General features: G+C 75.8%; 17 protein-coding genes. 10 read left to right on the forward strand and 7 right to left on the reverse strand.

Annotation, left to right across the window (positions count from 1 at the left end; translation table 11 throughout):
- Nucleotides 1-183: 183 nt before the first annotated feature.
- From IE321_RS31855 to IE321_RS31865, 3 genes are read left to right on the forward strand one after another with little or no spacing between them, the layout of a single operon-like run.
- Nucleotides 184-1131, forward strand: a complete 948-nt coding sequence (locus IE321_RS31855; RefSeq protein ID WP_043232813.1) for a carbohydrate ABC transporter permease — start codon at nt 184-186, stop codon at nt 1129-1131.
- Nucleotides 1128-2030 carry a carbohydrate ABC transporter permease gene (locus tag IE321_RS31860; RefSeq protein WP_190225438.1) on the forward strand — a complete coding sequence of 301 codons (903 nt, stop codon included), beginning with the start codon at nt 1128-1130 and terminating at the stop codon, nt 2028-2030. Before IE321_RS31855 ends, IE321_RS31860 begins: the two co-directional genes overlap by 4 nt.
- Before the next feature lie 47 nt (nt 2031-2077).
- A complete protein-coding gene (locus tag IE321_RS31865; protein WP_043226441.1) occupies nt 2078-3478 on the forward strand; it encodes a GH1 family beta-glucosidase in 1401 nt (466 codons plus the stop codon).
- Between the two features lie 16 nt (nt 3479-3494).
- Here IE321_RS31865 and helR read toward each other — a convergent pair whose 3' ends face one another.
- Together helR and IE321_RS31875 are read right to left on the reverse strand one after the other, a co-directional pair.
- Nucleotides 3495-5660 carry an RNA polymerase recycling motor ATPase HelR gene (gene helR, locus IE321_RS31870; RefSeq protein ID WP_043226442.1) on the reverse strand — a complete coding sequence of 722 codons (2166 nt, stop codon included), beginning with the start codon at nt 5658-5660 and terminating at the stop codon, nt 3495-3497.
- A gap of 168 nt (nt 5661-5828) precedes the next feature.
- A complete protein-coding gene (locus IE321_RS31875; RefSeq protein ID WP_043226444.1) occupies nt 5829-6110 on the reverse strand; it encodes a hypothetical protein in 282 nt (93 codons plus the stop codon).
- Nucleotides 6111-6314: 204 nt separating this feature from the next.
- On the opposite strand from IE321_RS31875, the gene IE321_RS31880 reads away from it, so the two are divergent.
- The gene (locus IE321_RS31880; protein ID WP_190225439.1) at nt 6315-6980 is read left to right on the forward strand and encodes a GOLPH3/VPS74 family protein; all 666 of its coding nucleotides are present in this window, start codon (nt 6315-6317) and stop codon (nt 6978-6980) included.
- Between the two features lie 14 nt (nt 6981-6994).
- Here the strand turns inward: IE321_RS31880 and IE321_RS31885 are convergent, their stop codons facing one another.
- Nucleotides 6995-7591: an HD domain-containing protein gene (locus tag IE321_RS31885; RefSeq protein ID WP_043226446.1), complete on the reverse strand. Its 597-nt coding sequence runs from the start codon at nt 7589-7591 to the stop codon at nt 6995-6997.
- Nucleotides 7592-7756: 165 nt separating this feature from the next.
- Between IE321_RS31885 and IE321_RS31890 the strand changes: the two genes are divergently transcribed.
- Nucleotides 7757-9331: a phosphodiester glycosidase family protein gene (locus tag IE321_RS31890; protein ID WP_190225440.1), complete on the forward strand. Its 1575-nt coding sequence runs from the start codon at nt 7757-7759 to the stop codon at nt 9329-9331.
- A 95-nt stretch (nt 9332-9426) separates the two neighbouring features.
- The gene (locus IE321_RS31895) at nt 9427-11502 is read left to right on the forward strand and encodes a SpoIIE family protein phosphatase (protein WP_190225441.1); all 2076 of its coding nucleotides are present in this window, start codon (nt 9427-9429) and stop codon (nt 11500-11502) included.
- Here IE321_RS31895 and IE321_RS31900 read toward each other — a convergent pair.
- On the reverse strand, nt 11487-12323 hold the full coding sequence (locus IE321_RS31900) for a hypothetical protein (protein WP_190225442.1): 837 nt from the start codon (nt 12321-12323) through the stop codon (nt 11487-11489). The genes IE321_RS31895 and IE321_RS31900 overlap by 16 nt on opposite strands.
- A 241-nt stretch (nt 12324-12564) precedes the next feature.
- Here IE321_RS31900 and IE321_RS31905 point away from each other — a divergent pair, with 241 nt between their 5' ends.
- A complete protein-coding gene (locus IE321_RS31905) occupies nt 12565-12912 on the forward strand; it encodes a YrdB family protein (protein WP_226652967.1) in 348 nt (115 codons plus the stop codon).
- 21 nt (nt 12913-12933) lie between these two features.
- Here the strand turns inward: IE321_RS31905 and secD are convergent, their stop codons facing one another.
- On the reverse strand, nt 12934-15243 hold the full coding sequence (gene secD, locus IE321_RS31910; RefSeq protein WP_190225443.1) for a protein translocase subunit SecD: 2310 nt from the start codon (nt 15241-15243) through the stop codon (nt 12934-12936).
- Between the two features lie 133 nt (nt 15244-15376).
- On the reverse strand, nt 15377-15757 hold the full coding sequence (locus IE321_RS31915; protein ID WP_190225444.1) for a hypothetical protein: 381 nt from the start codon (nt 15755-15757) through the stop codon (nt 15377-15379).
- 191 nt (nt 15758-15948) lie between these two features.
- On the opposite strand from IE321_RS31915, the gene IE321_RS31920 reads away from it, so the two are divergent.
- Nucleotides 15949-16656: a lysophospholipid acyltransferase family protein gene (locus IE321_RS31920; RefSeq protein WP_190225445.1), complete on the forward strand. Its 708-nt coding sequence runs from the start codon at nt 15949-15951 to the stop codon at nt 16654-16656.
- On the opposite strand, the gene IE321_RS31925 is transcribed toward IE321_RS31920, so the two are convergent.
- Nucleotides 16616-17689, reverse strand: a complete 1074-nt coding sequence (locus IE321_RS31925) for an enoyl-CoA hydratase/isomerase family protein (protein ID WP_190225456.1) — start codon at nt 17687-17689, stop codon at nt 16616-16618. The genes IE321_RS31920 and IE321_RS31925 overlap by 41 nt on opposite strands.
- A gap of 156 nt (nt 17690-17845) precedes the next feature.
- Here IE321_RS31925 and IE321_RS31930 point away from each other — a divergent pair, with 156 nt between their 5' ends.
- Complete coding sequence (locus tag IE321_RS31930; RefSeq protein WP_190225446.1) at nt 17846-18061, forward strand: CsbD family protein; 216 nt, start codon at nt 17846-17848, stop codon at nt 18059-18061.
- Between the two features lie 246 nt (nt 18062-18307).
- Complete coding sequence (locus tag IE321_RS31935; protein ID WP_190225447.1) at nt 18308-18964, forward strand: GAP family protein; 657 nt, start codon at nt 18308-18310, stop codon at nt 18962-18964.
- Nucleotides 18965-18987 lie beyond the last annotated feature (23 nt).

Here is an 18987-nt window from a genome sequence, read left to right on the forward strand (position 1 = left end):
CGCCCCCCCCGGGGGCCGGCCCCCCGGCCCGGCCGGGGCGGCTCCCCCCGCCCCGGCCCTCCCCCTTCCTGACTCCGACTCCGGCCTCTACCCAGGCCCAGACCCCGACCCCGACCTCCGGCTCCCGCCCCCTACCCCCTTCCCGCTCCCCTCCCCCGTGACCACCTCCCGAAGGGCCGCACCGTGACCCTCACCGCACCGGCGAAAGCCGTCACCGCGCCCCGTACGCCCGCCCTCCGGCGGATCTGGCGCGCGGTGTCGCCGTACACGTACGTCGCCCCGTTCTTCACCCTCTTCGCCGCCTTCGGGCTCTTCCCGCTGATCTACACCGCGTACGTCTCCCTGCACCGGGTCGAGCTCCAGGACCCCGGCTCGATGGAGTGGCGCGGGCTCGGCAACTACACCGCCCTGCTCGGCGACGAGTTCTTCTGGACCGCGCTGCGCAACACCTTCACCATCGGCGTCCTGTCGACCGTGCCGCAGCTGGTGATGGCGCTGGCCCTGGCCCATCTCCTCAATCACCGGCTGCGCGGCCGGACCTTCCTGCGGACGGCGATGCTGCTGCCGTACGCCACCTCCGTCGCCGCCGCGACCCTCGTCTTCGCCCAGCTCTTCGGCCGCGACTTCGGGCTCTTCAACTACGTCCTCGGGCTCGTCGGCGTCGGGCCGATCGACTGGCAGTCGGGCACCCTCACCTCCCAGATCGCGGTCTCCACGATCGTGGTCTGGCGGTGGACCGGCTACAACGCGCTCATCTACCTCGCCGGCATGCAGTCCATCCCGTCCGAGCTGTACGAGGCGGCCGAGATGGACGGCGCCTCGCGCTGGCGGCAGTTCTTCCACGTGACGCTGCCGGGACTGCGTCCCACGATCCTCTTCACCGTCGTGGTCTCGACGATCGGCGCGACCCAGCTCTTCGGCGAGCCGCTGCTCTTCGAGGGCTCCATGTCGGGCGGCATCTCGCACCAGTACCAGACCCTCGGCCTGTACATGTACGAGCAGGGCTGGGGCTTCTTCCACCTGGGCCGGGCCGCCGCGATCGCCTGGGTGATGTTCCTGCTGATCCTGGTGCTGGTCGGGGCCAACGCCCTGATCGCGCGCCGCCGTTCCCGCAAGGAGGCCGGCCGATGACCGCGCTCGCCGTCCCGCCCGACCGGGTCGCCCCCGCCCCCCGGCGGCCCGCCGCCCGCCGCCGCCGGTCGGGCGCCGGACGGACCCTGAAGGCCGGCCCGCTCGCGTACGCCGTGCTGATCCTGGCGGTGCTCGTCTCGGCCTTCCCGTTCTACTGGACGATCGTCGCGGCCAGCCGCACCAACGCCGACCTCGCCCAGGTGCCGCCCTCCCTGGTGCCCGGGCCGCACCTCATCCGCAACTTCGAGGCGGTCCTCGCCGAGGCGGACATCGGCAAGGCGCTGCTCAACTCGCTGATCGTGTCCGGCTCGATCACCGTCGGCACGGTCCTGTGCTGCACCCTCGCCGGCTTCGCCTTCGCCAAGCTCCGCTTCCGCGGCCGGGGCGCGCTGCTCGCGATCACGGTCGGGACGATGATGATCCCGCCGCAGCTCGGCGTGATCCCCCTCTTCATGCTGATCGCCGAACTCCAGTGGGTGAACCAGCTCCAGTCGGTGATCCTGCCCGGCCTGGTCTCCGCCTTCGGCGTCTTCTTCATGCGCCAGTACCTGGTGCAGTCGCTGCCCGACGAGCTGATCGAGGCGGCCCGGGTGGACGGCGCCTCCACGGCCCGGATCTTCTGGTCGATCGTGGTGCCGATCGCCCGCCCCGGCATGGCCGTGCTCGGCCTGCTCACCTTCATGGCCGCCTGGAACGACTTCTTCTGGCCGATCGTGGCGCTCTCCTCGCAGGAGCCGACCGTCCAGGTGGCGCTCCGTCAGCTCGGCGGCGGCTACGTCCACGACCAGTCCGTGATCATGGCGGGCACCCTGCTGGGCACGCTGCCCGTGCTGCTGGTCTTCGGCCTGCTCGGCCGCCAGATCGTCGGCGGCATCATGCAGGGCGCGGTCAAGGGCTGAGCCCCGCCCCCTCCTCCCTTCCTCCCTCTTCCTGGAGTTGCCTCCTCATGACCGCTGTCGACGCACGCCCCGAGTCCTCCGCGACGCTCCGCTTCCCGGCGGGCTTCCGGTGGGGCACCGCCACCGCCGCGTACCAGATCGAGGGCGCGGCCACGGAGGACGGCCGGACGCCGTCCATCTGGGACACCTTCAGCCGGACGCCGGGCAAGGTCCGCAACGGCGACACCGGCGACATCGCCGCCGACCACTACCACCGGGTCCGCGAGGACGTGGCCCTCATGCGCGAACTGGGCGTGACGGACTACCGGTTCTCCGTGGCGTGGCCGCGGGTCCAGCCGACCGGGCGCGGGCCCGCCCTGCAGAAGGGGCTGGACTTCTACCGGCGGCTCTGCGACGAGCTGCGGGAGGCGGGCATCCGGCCGGTGGCCACGCTCTACCACTGGGACCTGCCGCAGGAGCTGGAGGACGCGGGCGGCTGGCCGCGCCGCGAGACGGCCGAGCGGTTCGCCGAGTACGCGGCGCTCACGGCGGCGGGCCTCGGCGACCGGGTCGCGACCTGGACCACGCTGAACGAGCCGTGGTGCGCCGCCTTCCTCGGGTACGGCAACGGCGTGCACGCCCCGGGCAGGACGAACGACGCGGACGCGCTGCGCGCGGCGCACCACCTGAACCTGGCGCACGGCCTCGCGGTGGGGGCGCTGCGGGAGGCGCTTCCGGCCGGCACGGAGGTGTCGCTGACGCTCAATCTGCACGTGGTGCGGGCGCTGACGGAGTCGGCGGAGGACCGGGACGCGGCGCGGCGGATCGACGCGGTGGCGAACCGGATCTTCCTGGACCCGGTGTTCCGGGGGCGGCTGCCGGAGGACCTGGTGGCGGACACGGCCCGGGTGACGGACTGGGGGTTCGTACGGGACGGGGACCTGGCGGCGATCGCGGCGCCGATCGACTCGCTCGGGCTGAACTACTACTCCCCCACCGTGGTCGCGGCGGGCTCCTCGGAGTCGCCGTCGCCGTGGGCGGGCGCCGAGCGGCACGTGCGGTTCCTGCCGGCGCCGGGGCCCCGGACGGCGATGGACTGGCCGGTGGACGCGGACGGGCTGTACGAGCTGCTGGCCCGGCTGCGCGACGAGCTGCCCGGCGTCCCGCTGGTGATCACCGAGAACGGCGCCGCGTACGACGACTACGCGGACCCGTCCGGGCGGGTGCGCGACCCGGAGCGGGTCGCGTACCTCCACGGGCATCTGGCGGCGGTGCGCCGGGCGATCGAGGACGGCGCGGACGTGCGGGGCTACTTCCTGTGGTCGCTCCTGGACAACTTCGAATGGGCCTTCGGGTACAGCAAGCGGTTCGGGATCGTGCACGTGGACTTCGCGAGCCAGCGGCGGACGCTCAAGGACAGTGCCCGCTGGTACGCGGAGGTGATCGCGCGGGGCGGGCTGCCGTCCTGAGCGTCCGGCCCGCCGGTCAGGGGGTGGTGAGCACGGCGAGGCGCTGGGTGGCGCGGGTCATCGCCACGTAGCGGTCGACCGCGCCCTCGATGCCCTCGCCGTACTCCTCCGGGTCGAGGAGGACGACGAGGTCGAACTCCAGGCCCTTGGAGAGGCTCGGCGTGAGGGCCCTGACCCGGGGGCGGTCGCCGAGTTCGGGCAGGCGTCCCTCGGCGGCGATGACGCAGGCGACGCCGTCGGCGTGCTCGGCGGTCCAGGCGTCGAGGAGGGCGTCGAGCTCGGCGGTGTCGCCGTGGTGGACGGGGACGCCGGAGGAGCGGACCGAGGTCGGCACGTTGGCGTCCGGGAGGGCGGCGCGGATGACCGGCTCGGCCTCGGTCATGACCTCTTCGGGGGTGCGGTAGTTGATGCCGAGCGAGGCCATCTCGACGCGGTCGAGGCCGACGCGCTCCAGCCGCTCGCGCCAGGTCTCGGTGAAGCCGTGGCGGGCCTGGGCGCGGTCGCCGACGATGGTGAAGCTGCGCGAGGGGCAGCGGGCGAGGAGCATCTGCCATTCGGCGTCGGTGAGTTCCTGGGCCTCGTCGACGACGACGTGGGCGAAGGGGCCGGCCAGCGGGTCGCCGGCGGCGGTCGGGAGGCCGCCCTGGTCGACGAGGCTGTCCTGGAGGTCCTTGCCGAGGAGCATGGTGACGGCGCCCTCGCCGTCGTCGTCGCCCCGCACGATGTTGTCGATGACGCCGGCCATCCGCTCCTTGCGGGCGGCCAGGGTCGCCTTCTCGCGGCGCTTGCGGGCGCTGGACCGGGGGTCGCCGAGCCGCTGCCGGGCGGCGTCGAGGTACGGCAGGTCGGACTCGGTCCACGCCTGGGCGTCGGCCCGCTGGAGGGCGCGGACCTCGTCCCGGTCGAGCCAGGGGGCGCAGAGGCGCAGGTAGGCGGGGACGGTCCACAGGTCGCCGACGAGGTCGGTGGGCTCCAGCATGGGCCAGTGGCGGTCGAGGGTGCCGACCAGCTCGCGGTCGTGCCGCAGGGCGCGCTCGAAGAGGATCTCGGGGACCTCGTCGCGCGCCTTCTCCTTGAGGAGGGTGACGAGCTCCTCCCAGATCAGTTCGCGGGCCTCGTTGTGCGGGGTGCTGGGGCCGGGCGCGTCGAAGACCTCGGCCCAGTCCTCGGGGGTGACGGTCAGGTCCCCCCAGTCGGTGCTGACGCGGGTGGTCTCGGCCGGCGGCTCCTCGTAGAAGCGGACGGCCTTCTCGATGCCCCGGACCAGGGCGCCGGAGGACTTGAGCCGGGCGACCTCCGGGTCCTTCTCGGGGCGGACCGCGGCCCCTTCGGGGACGAGGTCGCGGACGGTGCAGGTGCGCACGCCCTCCTCGCCGAGGCTGGGCAGCACGTCGGAGACGTAGGCGAGGTAGGGCTGGTGGGGGCCGACGAACAGGACGCCGCCGCGGCGGTGGCCGAGCCGGGGGTCGGAGTAGAGGAGGTAGGCGGCGCGGTGGAGGGCGACGACGGTCTTGCCGGTGCCGGGGCCGCCGTCGACGACGAGGGCGCCCCGGGAGCCGGCGCGGACGATGGCGTCCTGGTCGGCCTGGATGGTGGAGAGGACGTCGCGCATGCGCTCGGAGCGGTTGGTGCCGAGGCTGGCGATGAAGGCCGACTGGTCGTCGAGGGCCGCGTGCGCGTCGAGGCCGCCCTCGGTGAAGACCTCGTCCCAGTAGTCGGTGATCCGGCCGCCGTTCCAGCGGTAGCGGCGGCGGCTGGCCAGGCCCATGGGGTGAGCGTGGGTGGCGGCGAAGAAGGGCTCGGCGGCGGGCGAGCGCCAGTCGACGAGCAGCCGGTTGCCGTCGCTGTCGGTGAGGCCGAGCCGTCCGATGTAGAGGGGCTCGGAGTCGTCGGCGGAGACGATCCGGCCGAGGCAGAGGTCGAGGCCGAAGCGGCGCAGGGCGCGGAGCCGGCCGGAGAGGCGGTGGACCTCCAGGTCGCGCTCCATGGCCTCGCGGCCGGCGCCGCCGGGTTCGCGGAGCACGGCGTCGAGCCGGTCGGAGAGTTCGGCGACGGCCTGGTCGAGGCTCTCCGCGACGGCCGCGAAGTGCTTCTCGTCGTCGGCGATCAGCGCCGGGTCGGCCTTGGCGGCGAGACGGTCGGGAAGCTCGAAGGGGCTGCGGTCGCGGAGGGGGTTGCGCACGTGGATGAATCTCTCATTTCAGCAGGTCATGGGGTTCGGCCTGCGATTGTGCGGCATGAGGGGGGCCTTGCCGCAAGGCCCCCCTTGCGCTATACCTTGAGACTGGCGGCAGGAGTCCCGCCTCTCTCCCGGCTCCCGCACCCCCTTCTCGGCGGGTGCCGTCTCCGTTCAGCGGGTGTCGCCGGTCCAGTCGAAGTGCGCCGGGTCGCCTTCCCGTGGACCGTACAGGGCCTTGCCTCCCGATCCGTAGCGGCTCAGCTCCGTCTCCAGGACGGCGCCGGCGCGTATCTGCTCGCCGGTCCATCCGGTGACGTCGAGCAGCAGTCCGTCGAGGGGGCCGCCGACCAGTTCCGCGTAGACGCGCCCGGGGCGCGGTCCGGGCCGGGGGTCGTCGTGGTCCTGGCCGTAGACCCGGCCCCTCAGCAGCTCCTCGTCACGGTCCCCGCCCATGCCGCCGCCCTTCCCCCCGTCCCCGGGACCCTCGCTCTGCCTGTCCATGGCCCCAGGGTGGCAGGCACCACTGACAACGGCCCGCCGGCCGGCTCCGGACGGACGCGTTCCGTGACGGTCCGGGGGAACCGGACGGGCCGTCGGACCGTCCTCCCGGGCGAGGCCGCGTGATCATGCTGCGGTCGCCCCACCGAGAGGACGCCGATGACGATCACGCTCGCCGAGGAGCTCATGCTGCTGTCGCTGGACGACGAGTCCGGGGAGGCGAAGGAGCGGCAGTCCGCGGCCTGGGCGGTCGCGGGCGGGATCCTGCTGGACCTGGCGCTCGCGGGACGGGTGTCGGTGACCGGCGGGCGGGCGGCCGTGGCGGACGCGAGCCCCACCGGGGAGCCGCTGCTCGACGGGCGGCTGGCGCTGCTCGCGGAGTGGGCGGGGCGGCGGGGCCGGGCGCCGAAGGTGACGGAGTGGCTGACGAAGGACCAGGCGAAGGCGCCGGCCGCGACGCTCGCGCGGCTGTGCGAGCGGGGCCTGGTGGTGGAGGAGCGGCGCCGGGTCCTGGGAGTGTTCCCGGTCCGGCGCTATCCGGAGGCGGACGGCTCGGCCGAGGGGGAGCTGCGGGAGCGGCTGCGGGCCGTGGTGCTGGACGGCGGCGCGCCGGACGAGCGGACGGCCGGGCTGATCGCCCTGGTGCACGGGGCGAAGCTGCACCGGCTCGCGTTCCCCGGTGAGCCCCGGAAGGAGGTCGCCGCGCGCATGGAGAAGGTGGCGGACGGCCAGTGGGCGGGCGAGGGCGTGCGGGAGGCGATCCGGAACATGCGGGCGGCGATGGCCGCGGTGACGGTGGCCACGATCGTCGCGGCCACCGGTTGAGGGCGGACGGCCGCTCAGGTCACCGCGTGCCCGTACGCGGACGCCAGGGCGTCGAGTTCGGGGTCGCCGTACAGGCGGCGCAGGGCCTGGAAGACGGTGACCTTCTCCTGGCCGAACCGGCCGATCCGCGTCTCGAAGCTGTCCGGGGAGACGAAGCGCGGCGGGGTGCTCTTGCTGTGGAACTTGTCGGCGTACATGACCATGCGCTCCTCCGGCGTGACGGGCACGTAGTCGGCGGGCGGGATGGGCAGGCCCTGGGCGAGGACGTCCTCCTGGGTGAGGCCGACGCCGGTGTGGCAGGAGCAGAAGCGGCAGAGGGTCTCGGGCAGGCCCTCCTCCGCGAGCAGCCGGTGTCCGAGGACGCCGTGGGTCACGTAGTGCGCGCCGTCGATGCGGCCGGCGGAGTCGTACAGCCGGTAGACGCCGATGTCGTGGAGCAGGCAGCCGGCGCGGACCAGGTCCGCGTCGGCGCCCCGTCCCGTGCGGGCGAGCAGTTGGTCGGCGATGGCCGCGACGATCTCGCAGTGGGTGAAGACGAGTTCGAAGGCGGCGTCGCTGGGGGCGTGCTTCCGGTGCAACGCCCGGATTTCGTCATATGAGGGGATCTCCACACCGGAAGGATAGCGGGGCGCGGCCCCCTCCTCCGGTACGGCCTCCCGGAGGGGAACCCAAGCTTCCACGGCTGAGCCTCCGGCGTCGAACTCCCCTTCACCGTCCGGTAACTGACGGCATGTTCCGTCGTTCCGTAGACATGTCCGGACTCCGGAAGGACACCCATGCAGCGCAGGCCCCTGCTCGTTCCGCTGGCGGTGGCGGTCCTGTCGACCGCCTCGGTCCCCGTCGCCTCCGCCGGTCAGGGCGGCCCCGCCGTCACGACCCGTGACGCGGTCCACGCCGCCACCCGTGTCACCACCACTCCGGCACCGGGCGTCACGCTCACCTCGCTCACGTACGGCCACCGGGACGCGGACGACGTCTGGACCGTTCAGGTCAACCTCCCCCGGCTCCCCGACGGGCCCCTGGCCGGGGCGGCGCTCGCCCTCGGTCCGCGCGAGACCGCCCGGCGGGTCGCCGGGGCGCTGCGCACGGCGGGCTTCACGCCGCGCGTCGAGGAGGTGACCACGCCGGCCTACGCGGACCGGCGGGCGGGCGTGCTCGGCTGGACGGTGCGGACCGGGCGGTACGCGGACGAGGCCGGGGCCACGGCCCTCGTCGAGCGCCTCAAGGCCGCCGGCTTCACCGCCCGCACCCGCTACACCGCGCAGGACGGCACGGACGACGAGGCGCCCCAGCGCGTCCACGTCCTCCGGGTCGACCTCGCCGCCTTCGGCGGCCGTCTGGAGGCGGAGCACGGCCCCGCCCTCAAGGGCACCGAGAAGCTGACCGAGCTCATCGGCGCCACCGGCGCCGTCGCCGGGATCAACGGCCAGTGGTTCTACAACAGCGCGCCCGGCGGCCTGTACGTGAAGGACGGGAAGCTCCTCGGCTCCGCGACCCAGGGACGGGCCGGCATCCGGCTGGAGGGCGGCGGACGCTCCCTCGCCGTCGACACGTTCACCGCCCGGGTGACGGTGACGGCCGGCGGCGAGACCGCGGAGGTCGACGGGGTCAACCGGCTGCCCGGCGAGGTCTGGAACTGCGGCGGGGTCGGCGGCGACCTGCCGACGGAGCGCCCCCAGCACGACCTCAAGTGCACCGACCCCGGCGAACTCGTCCGCTTCACCCCCGAATGGGGAGTTCCCCCGACCGGCGCCGGCGCCGAGGCCGTGCTCGACGCCGGGGGCCGGGTGACGGCCGTCCACTCCACGCGCGGCGCGGCCGTGCCGCCCGGCGGCTCCACGCTCCAGGCCATCGGCGACAGCGCCGCCTGGCTGCTGCGCACCGCCCGGGTCGGCGCGACCCTGACCTTCGACGAGAAGGTCCGGGACGGCGCGGGCCGCCAGGTGGCGCTCGGACCCGACACGACGATCCTCCAGGTGGGCCCGTCGCTGGTGCGCGCCGGCCGGGTCGCGGTGAACGCGGTGGCCGACGGCGTCGTCCGCGAGGGCGCCGACCAGTCCTTCACCTACGACTGGACGGTGCGCGCGAACCCGCGGTCCATGATCGGCCGGGACGCCGAGGGCCGGCTGCTGCTGGTCGTCGCCGACGGGCGCCGCCCCGGCGTCAGCGAGGGCCTGAGCATCGACGGCGCCGCCCGCCTGATGCGCGCGCTGGGCGCCCGCGAGGCGCTCAACCTCGACGGCGGCGGTTCGAGCGTCCTCGCGACGGCCGCCGGAGGCATCGTGAACCGGCCCTCGGACGCCACCGGCGAACGCTCCCTCGGCACCGGACTGCTGCTGCTCCCCCGGTGACCCGCTCCCGGCGGTGAGCGGCGCCGCGACAGGCGGAGGCCGCCCGGAGCGGCGAGACTGGGCCTGGACCCGGTGTCGACCGCAGGCAGGTGCACATGTTCGAGGACGTCCCGCCCCCGTCCGCCGCGGAGGGGGCGGCCCCCGCACGCGGTGTGGCGGCGTCCGTCCTCGACCGCGCCGTCCTCGACACCGTGTTCCGGCAGGCGTCGGTCGGTCTGCACGTCCTCGACCGGGACCTGCGGCTGGTCCGGGTCACCGGCGCGGTGCTCGCCACCCGGGGCGTGGCGGCCGAGGACGTGCTCGGCAGGCCGGCGACGGAGGCGTACCGGGTCTTCGGCGTCGAGGTGAAGGAGGACGTGCTCCGCGAGGTCCTCGACGGCGGGCCGCCGATGCGGGACGTCCTCGTGCGGGGCCGCCCGCCGGTGGAGGCGGGCGGCGAGCGCGTCTACTCGGTGTCCGTCTACCCGCTGCGCCCGCCGGGAGCGGAGGGCGCGGACCGGCCGCCGATCGGGCTGGTCGCCACCGTCACGGACGTCACCGAGCGCATCCGCGCCCAGCAGCGGCTCGGGCTGCTGTACGAGGCCCGCGAGCGGATCGGGCGCACCCTGGACGTCGAGCGGACCGCCGGCGAGCTGGTCGAGGTGACCGTGCCCGGCTTCGCCCGCTCCGTGGTGGTCGCGCTGACCGACGCGGTGCTGCGCGGCAAGCCGCCGGAGCTGCGCCGCCCGGGCGAGTCACCCCTGCTGCGGTGCACCGCCGTGGGCGGCTCCGGGGCCCTCGGCGCCGACGGGCCGCTGCCGGAGCCCGGCGCGGTGCTGCTGCCCGGGCTGTTCGGCGAACGGCTGCCCGACGGGCCGGAGCTCGTGCGGAAGGACGGGGAGGTGCGGCTGGTGGCGCCGCTCTCGGTCCGGGGGCAGCTCCTCGGCGCCGTGGCCTTCCGCCCGGTGCCCGGGGCCGACGCGTACACCGAGGACGACCTCGCGCTCGTCGAGGGGATCACCGCGCACACCGCGACCTGCCTGGAGAACGCGCTCCGCTTCACCCGCGAGCACATCGTCATGACCGCCCTCCAGTCCTGGCCGCTGCGGCCCGAGGGCGAGACCCGGCACGCCGTCGAGGTGGCCCAGCGGCACCGGCCCGGCGGCACCGGGGCGGGCTCCTGGTTCGACGTCATCCCGCTGCCGGGCGCGCGGGTGGCGCTGGTGGTCGGGCAGGTGGAACGGCCGGGGCTGAGCGCGGTCGCGACGATGGGCCGGCTGCGGACGGCGGTCTACAGCCTGGCGACGCTCGACCTGTCCCCGCACGAACTGCTGGCCAGGCTGCACGCGGTGACCCAGCGTCTCGCCCGGGAGCAGGCGCCCGCGCACGACGCCGACGAGCCCGCCGCGAGCTGCACGATCGCCGTGCACGACCCGGTGACCGGTCGGCTGGAACTGGCCCGCGCCGGCGCCTCGCTGTGCGTCGCCGTCCGGCCCGACGGCTCGCTCGACGCCGATCTGGTGGAGGAGGGCCCGCTGCTGGGCGGCGAGGGCCCGCCGTTCGCCTGCTCCTCGCACCTCCTGCCGGAGGGCAGCACCCTCTGCCTGGCCTCCTCGGCGCGCGCCGACGGCGGGCCCTCGCAGGCCCGGGTGGCGGCGGCGCTGGCCGCCCCCGACCGCGGGCCTCAGGCGATGGCCGACGACCTGGCGGCCCTGCTCGCGCCCGAACGGGTCCTCCTGGTGGCCCGCACCCTGCGTCTCCCGGTCACGGACATCGCCGAATGGGACGTGCCGGCCGAGCTGTCCGCGGTGGCGCCGGTGCGCCACGCGGCGGAGGAGCGCGTCCGGGAGTGGGCCCTCGGGGTGGACCCGCTCACCGTCGAACTGATCGTCAGCGAGCTGGTCACCAACGCGGTGCGGCACGGCGCCCCGCCCGTCACCCTGCGGCTGCTGCGCGGCGAGTCCACCCTCACCCTGGAGGTCCGCGACGGCGCCGAGACCGCCCCGCACCTGCGGCACGCGAAGGCGGGCGACGAGGGCGGTCGCGGTCTGCACATCTGCTCGACGCTCGCGGACGCGTGGGGCGTCCGGTACGAGGAGGAGGGCAAGACGGTGTGGGCGGAGGTCGCGCTGGACGGGGCGTCTCCCCCTGGCTGGGGCGGCGCGGCGCCCGCCGGTCAGGCGAGCGGGTAGGACCGTGGGGTGAGGGGGGTGGCGGCCCGCGGGGCCACGGCCAGCCCGAAGCCGTGGTTGGCGGCGACGGCGCGGATGTGGTCGGCGGAGAGCGAGCCCTGCCGTTCCAGGACGAGCGCGGGCAGGCCGGAGCGGGTGTGCCCCGCCACGCGGTGGAAGGACAGGATGCTGACGGACGTCGGCCGGTGGAAGGGATGGCGCCGGCGGGCCTTCGCCTCGTCCCCGTGGGCGAGGATCCGTACGTCGGGCTCGGCGCCGAACTCCTCGGTCAGGCCGTCCGCCCGCCAGTGCGGGGGCTCGTGGTCGCGACCGGTGAGACGGCGCGAGCGGTTGACGGAGGTGACGGCGAGGAAGTCGCCGCCGGTGAGCCCGAGCGCGGCGCCGAGGAAGGAGCGCGAGGGGCAGCGGGTGCCGGGCACGATGACCTGGGCGGTCGGCCCGCCCGCGTCGTCGGCGACGAGCGCGGCCGGGACCCGCGCGGACGCCGGCCCGCGCAGGCCGATGGGCCCGAGGCCGAGCAGCTCGTCGGTCAGGGACCGCACCTGCTGCCAGGGCACCCCGTCCGGGAGTCGGGTCCAGTCGAAGGCGGCCGGGACGCGCTCGGGGACGGTGGTCACGCTCGCGGTCTGCCCGGCCGGGCGTCCCTTCATCCGGTTGACCCGCGCGACGGCCTCCGGGTCGGGGCGGAAGGTCAGCGCGTAGAAGTTGCCGAAGCCGTGTGCGACGGCTCGCCCCCCGGCGAGCGCCGCGGCCGCGTCCCGTACGTCCTCCGGGTTGTCGAGCACCAGGGTCCTCACCGCCGTGACCTGCTGAACGCTCACGGAAACCACCTCCGTGTCCTCACCGTGTGATCGTCTTACGCGTGCAACGACCCAATCCGCCCGGAGTCACCCGAACCGTCCCTTCGGCCCACCCGGCCGGGTCCCCGCCGTGGACCGGGGCACGAGCGACGGCGACTACGATCCCGACGTCCCGCCCGGACCGGCGGGGCCGGTGTGGTCCCGGTGCCCTGTGGGGGGAACCGGCGGTGAGAGGGGCGGGGCTGTGAAGGGTGCGGTCGGCGTGTTCAGCGATCTGCTGGCGTTCGTACTGGAGATGGCGGCCCTCGGGTTCCTCGCGTGGTGGGGGTGGAGCGCCGTCGACCCGGTGGCGCTGCGGGTGGCGCTGGCCGTGGCGGTGCCGGGCGCGGCGGCGACGGTGTGGGGGCTGTTCGCGGCGCCGAAGGCGCGGTTCCGGGTCCCCGTGGCCGGCGTCCTGGTGGTGAAGGCGCTCGTCTTCGGGGGTGCGGCGCTGGCGCTCGCGGGGGTGGGGCACGGGACGGCGGCGGTGGTGTTCGCCGTCGTGGCCGCCGTGAACACGGCGATGGTGACGGTGAGCCGACGGTCCGGCGGGGGCCTGGCCGTCCGGTAGTCCGGGCCCCCGCCGGGGGCGTCACACGACGGCGCCCGTGGGGTTGGCCGCCCGGGGCTTCACCGGGGCGGCCGGGGGCGGGGTGCGGGTTTCCAGGGTGACCGTGAGGGGCAGCGCGGTGAAGACCGTGGAGGCCATGCCCAGCACCACGCCCGCCAGGAGCGCCACGGAGAAGTCCGTGAGGGTGTCGCCGCCGAGGACGGCCAGCGCGGCGAGGACGAAGAGGGCTCCCATGCCGGTGTTGACGGTACGCGGCAGGGTCTGGGCGACCGCCCGGTCGGCGAGGTCCGCGAGCGGGAGGCGGGAGCCCGTGCGGCGGAGTTCCCTGAGGCGGTCCAGGACGACGACCGAGTCGTTCACCGAGTAGCCGACGACGGTCAGCAGCGCGGCCAGGAAGACGCTGTCCACCGGCTTGCCGAGCCAGGCGAAGAGGCCGACGACGAGCAGCACGTCCTGGACCATCGCGGCGACGGCCGCCGCCGCGTACGTCCAGCGGAAGCGGACGGAGAGGTAGACGAGCTGCGCGGCGACGGCGAGGCCCAGCGCGAGGAGCGCGTGGGTGCGGAGTTCGCCGCCGAGGCTGGGGCCGATGAGGTCGTCGCGTTCGACGGTGACCGGGCCCGCCGCCTCCGTGACGGCCTCCGTGATGCGGGCGTGCGCCGCGTCGCCGGTCTCCCCCACCCGGACGGTGACGTCCCGGCCGCCGTCGCCGGTGGTCTGGACGACGGCGTCGGGGAAGCCGGCCGCGGTGACCGCGGCGCGGGTGGCGTCGGCGTCCACCGGGCTCGCCGCGGTGTACTGGACGTCCCGGCCGCCGGTGAACTCGACGCCCAGCTGCACGCCCCGCACGCCGATCCCGGCCAGCGCGAGCAGCAGCAGCGCGGCGCTGACGGTGAACCAGCGGCGCCGGCGGGCCATCAGGCGGGGTGCCCGGCGGTTGAGCCGGGTCCGCAACCGGCCGAGGCCGGCCATGCCGGTGAGCGCGGGCCTGCGCCGTACGGCGGGCAGGGCGAGGGCCGCGTCGGCGAGCAGCCGGGTGATCACCATGGCGGTCACCATCGAGGCGAGGACGCCGATGGCGAGGGTCACGCCGAAGCCCTTCACGGGTCCGGTCGCGAAGGCGAAGAGCAGGCCGGCGGCGAGGAGCGTGGTGACGTTCGAGTCGGCGACGGCGCTCCACGCCTTGCCGAAGGCGGCGGCGAGCGGGCGGCGCGGGTCGCGGGTGACGGCGGCGCGGCCGAGGGCCGCGTACTCCTCCCTGGCCCGTTCGAAGACGAGGACGTTGGCGTCGACGGCGATGCCGACCGCGAGGACGAAGCCGGCGAGGCCGGGGAGGGTGAGGGTGGCGCCGAGCGCGACGACGGCCGCGTAGGAGATCAGTCCGTACAGGAGCAGGGCGATCGTGGCGAGGAGGCCGAGGAGCCGGTAGACGACGATGACGAAGACGCCCGTGCAGGCGAGGCCGATGACGGCGGCCAGCGCGCTGGCGCGGATGGCCTCGGCGCCGAGGGTCGGGCCGACGGTGCTCTGTTCGACGGTGGTGACGGGGACGGGCAGCGCGCCGCCCTCGACGAGCGCGGCGAGGTCGCGGGCCTCCTCGGCGGAGAAGCCGCCGGTGATCTGGGTGGCGCCGCCGGCGATGCCGCTGCCGCAGGCGACGCCGGTCTGCATGGCGGGAGCGGAGACGATCCGGTCGTCGAGGACGATCGCGACCCGCCGGGCGTGGTCGCCGGCCGGGGCGCAGGCGGCGGCGCCGGTGAGGCGGGCCCAGTCGGCGGCGGCGCCGTCGCGGAAGGCGAGGTCGACGGTCCAGCCGCGGCCGCTCGCGGTGTCGAGGACGGCGTCGGCGCTCTTCACGCCGTCGCCGGTGAGGGCGGGCGCGGCGAGGGTGAGGAAGCCGGCGGAGCCGGGGGCGGCGTCCGGGTCGGGGAGGGTGCGGGTGCCGTCGGCGGCGGGGGCGTCGGGCGCCGCGGCGGCGGCGCCGGTGACGGCGTGGATGGTGAGCTGGGCGGTGCGGCCGATGACCTCGGCGGCCTCGCGCGGGTCGCGCAGGCCGGGGAGTTCGACGACGATCCGGTTCTCGCCGGAGCGGGCGAGCGACGGTTCGGCCACGCCGAGACCGTCGACCCGCTTGCGGAGCACTTCGAGGGCCCGGTCGGTGGCCTCCGCGTCGGCGCGGAGCTCGGGGGTGTCCCGGGTCTCCAGGACGATCCGGGTGCCGCCCCGGAGGTCGAGTCCGAGGCGTGGCTGGGTGGTGAGGGCGGTCCAGAGGGCGAGTGCGACGACGGCGAGCGCGAGGAGCGCGCGCCGGAGCACGGCGGACGAGGGCATGGGTCCTCCACGGGCGGTGCACGGAGGCGCGCGAAACGGGGCGGGCGGGTCCGTGCCGGAACGGCTGGGGTACGCGCGCGTGGCCGGGTTGCGGGCATGCCGGAGGCCCGGACGGCGGCGCGGTGGAACGGCGTCAGCTGTGCCGGGTGGAGGGTGGACCGCGGGGGGCCCGGGGGTGGTGCGGGAGGCCGGGCGGCGCGCGCTCGCGGCGCGGGTCCCCGGCCACGCGCCCGTGTACGGGTGCGGAGTCCGCGGTCCGGACGACCGGGGGCGCGACGGGCGGGGCCGGGAAGCGTACGGACTGCTCGACGACGGCGGGCAGTTCCGCGGCCTCGGTGTCCGACACGTGGGTGTCGGGCGCGACGGGCCCGGGCGGCTGCGCGGCGACGACGGCCGTCGGGGGGACGGCGGTCCCGGGCGCGGGGGTCATGAGGAAGGCGCAGAGCGCGTAGAGGAGCACCGGGAGGAGCCGCGCGAGCGCGCGGGCGGAGGCCGACCGCGTGGCGTGCACCACCCACCCCCGTCTCCGTCGTGACACCGCGTCGGGCCAGCCTAGACGGCCGGTCGCGGGGGCGGGACACCAGGTGGGCGGGGCGGGCGGATTGAGTACCGGGTGAGTACGGGCGCCCATGTCGGAGGCGGTGGCTCCGGCCGACGATGAGCGGGCCGTCGTCGTCCCGGTTCCCGAAGGTGGAGGGTCCCCCCGTGCTCAGTCGTCTCGCCTCGCGTCTCGTACCGCTCTTCGGGCGGCTGACCGTGACCGCGGATCCCGGGGCCCGGATCGAGCCGGGCACCATCATCGTCGTCAACCACACCTCGCTCGCCGACCCGGCGCTGGTCCTCGCCGCGCTGCGGCGGCGGCTGGCCGTCGAGCCGGTGCTCCTCGCGGCGGCCGGCCTGTGGCGGGTGCCGGGGCTCGGGCGGGCGCTGTCGCGGGACGGGTACGTGCCCGTGCACCGGAACTCCGCGCACGCCTCGGCCGCGCTCGACGGGGCGGCGGTGGCGCTCGCCTCGGGGCGGCCGGTGATGCTCTACGCGGAGGGGCGGATCCCGCCGCGCCGGGAGTCCGCGGAGGCGCCGCCGGAGGAGTTCCGCACCGGTCTGGCGCGGCTCGCGGGGGCGACGGGCGCGCCCGTCGTGCCGGTCGGCCAGGCGGGGGCGCGGCGGATCACCTCGGGCGGGACGGCGAAGCAGATCGCGGGGGTGCTGACGGCCCCGCTGCGGCGCCCGTGCCTGCACGTGCACATCGGGGCGCCGCTGCGGCTCCCGGCGGACGTGCCGGCCGCGACGGCGCTGGCGCACGGGGCCGTGACGGAGGCGTGGCGGACGGCGGCGCTGGCGCTGGTCGACCCGGCCGCCGTGGCGCGGCCCGTCAGCCGGCGAGGCCGAGGTCCCCGCCGGGCGGGGGCGTGAGGTAGCGGGACACGTCGGCGTCGGTGACGGCGGCGAGGCCGGCCGGATCCCACCGCGGGTTCCGGTCCTTGTCGACGACCTGGGCGCGGATGCCCTCGACGAGGTCGTGGCTGGTGAGGGCGGCGCAGGAGGCGCGGTACTCCAGGTCGAGGACGGCTTCGAGGCTGTCGAGGCCGCGGGCCGCGCGCAGCACGGTGAGGGTGGCCTTGAGGGCGGTCGGCGACTTGGCGAGGAGGGTGGTGGCGGTCTCCTTGGCGGCGGGGACGCCGGTGTCGAAGAGCCGGTCGACGATCTCCTCGACGGTGGGGGCGGCGTAGCAGGCGTCGATCCACTCGCGCTGCTCGGCGAGGACGCCGGGGGCGGGCGCCGTGGTGTGCCGGGCCAGCGCCTCGTCGGCGGGGAGGCGGGTGAGGTCGGCGGCGAGCGCGTCGAGCGCGGCGGCGGGGACGTGGTGGTCGGCGAGCCCGGCGAGGAGGGCGTCGGCGGCGCCGATCTGGGCGCCGGTGAGGGCGAGGTGGGTGCCGAGTTCGCCGGGGGCGCGGCCGAGGAGCCAGGTGCCGCCGACGTCGGGGACGAAGCCGATGCCGGTCTCGGGCATGGCGATCCGGGAGCGTTCGGTGACGACGCGGACGGAGCCGTGGGCGGAGACGCCGACGCCGCCGCCCATGACGATGCCGTCCATGAAGGCGACGTAGGGCTTGGGGTAGCGGGCGATCCGGGCGTTGAGGCGGTACTCGTCGCGCCAGAAGGCGGCGGAGGCGGTGCCGCCGGCGCGGGCGTCGTCGTGGATGGCGCGGATGTCGCCGCCGGCGCACAGGCCCCGCTCGCCCGCGCCGCGCAGGACGACGGTGGTGACGGCCGGGTCGTGCTCCCAGGCGGTGAGGGCGGCGTCGAGGGCGCGGACCATGGGGTGGGTGAGCGCGTTGATGGCCCGGGGCCGGTCGAGGGTGACGAACCCGGCCCGGCCCTCGGTGCGGCGCAGGACGTCGTCCGTGGCCGGGGCGGTGGCCTCGGTGTGGTTCTCGGCGGGCACGGCGATCACTCGGTCCTTCCCTGGCACGGCACTGTGTCGCCGCCCACGCTACCGGGCGCGGCGCGGGGTCCCCGGCCCCGGCTCCGGGCCGACGGGCGCGGGTGCCGGCTCCGGCCTAGCGTGGAGGGCGGGGGCGGTGCGAGGAGGATCGCGGGCATGAACGGCGTCGACAAGGCCAGGGAGAAGGCCAGGCACGAGGTCGAGCGGGCCAAGGGCCGGGCCAAGGAACTCGCCGGGAGGTTCACCGGTGACGAACGGCTGGAGGCCGAGGGCAGGACCGACCAGGCGAAGGCCAAGATGCGCGGGGCGGTGAGGAGCCTGCGTGAACGCGCCCGGGGCGTCAGGGACTCGCTCCACCGCGGCCGCCACTGACGACCGCCGCCGTGCACCGGGACACGGGTGCGGGCGTGGGACCGGGCCCGTGCGCCGGAGGGGGCACGGGTACGGGGCCGGGCGTCGCAGGGGGCGTGGGCCGGGACGGGAGTACGGGGCCCGGTGCCGGGCCGGGCGTGGGCGGGCACGGGTGTACGGGGCCGGGCGCCGCGCGGGCGGGGCGCGGGACCGGGTGGACGCGGCCGGGCGTCGGACGGGGCGTGAGTCGGGACGGGTGGTGGCGTGATGGCGCTTGACCTGCTGTTGATCGGGTTGGCGGTGACCTTGTTCCCGTTGCCCGTGATGGCCTTCGCGCTGGTGCTGGCCTCGCCGCGCGGGGTGCGCAAGGGGCTGGTGTTCATCCTGGCCTGGGTGGGGTGCCTGGTGCTGGTGATCACGCTGGTGCTCCTGCTCACCGGAGGCACGCCGCCGGCGCCCCGGTCCCCGCCGTCCGTCGCGGCGCTCTGGGTCTCGCTGGTGATCGGCGCCGGTCTGGTCAGCTACGGCGTGCGCCGGTGGCGGCGGGTGCAGCGGGGCGTGGCCGGCGGGGAGCGGTCGGAGGAGGCGCCGGCCTCCGCGCACCAGGGCGCCTCGCTCTGGTCGGCGGCGGCCCTCGCCGTGCTCCTCCAGCCGTGGGGGATGGTCGGCGCCGCGGCGGCCACGGTCGTCCAGGCCGATCTCTCCGACACGGCCTCCGTCGTGGCCCTGGCGGCCTTCTGCCTGGTGGCGACGTCCAGCCTGCTGACGATGGAACTGTCCATGGTCTTCGCGCCCGAGCCGTCCGGGAAGGCCCTGATGGGCCTGCACACCTGGCTGCGGCACCACAAGGAGCCCGCCGTGATCGGCCTGTGCCTGCTGCTGGGGCTGTGGCTGGTGAGCCGCAGCCTCTACCAGCTGGTGTAGGCGCGGGGGCGGGCTCCTCGGGG

Origin of the sequence: Streptomyces hydrogenans (assembly GCF_014656075.1) — a bacterium.
Lineage (GTDB): Bacteria > Actinomycetota > Actinomycetes > Streptomycetales > Streptomycetaceae > Streptomyces > Streptomyces hydrogenans.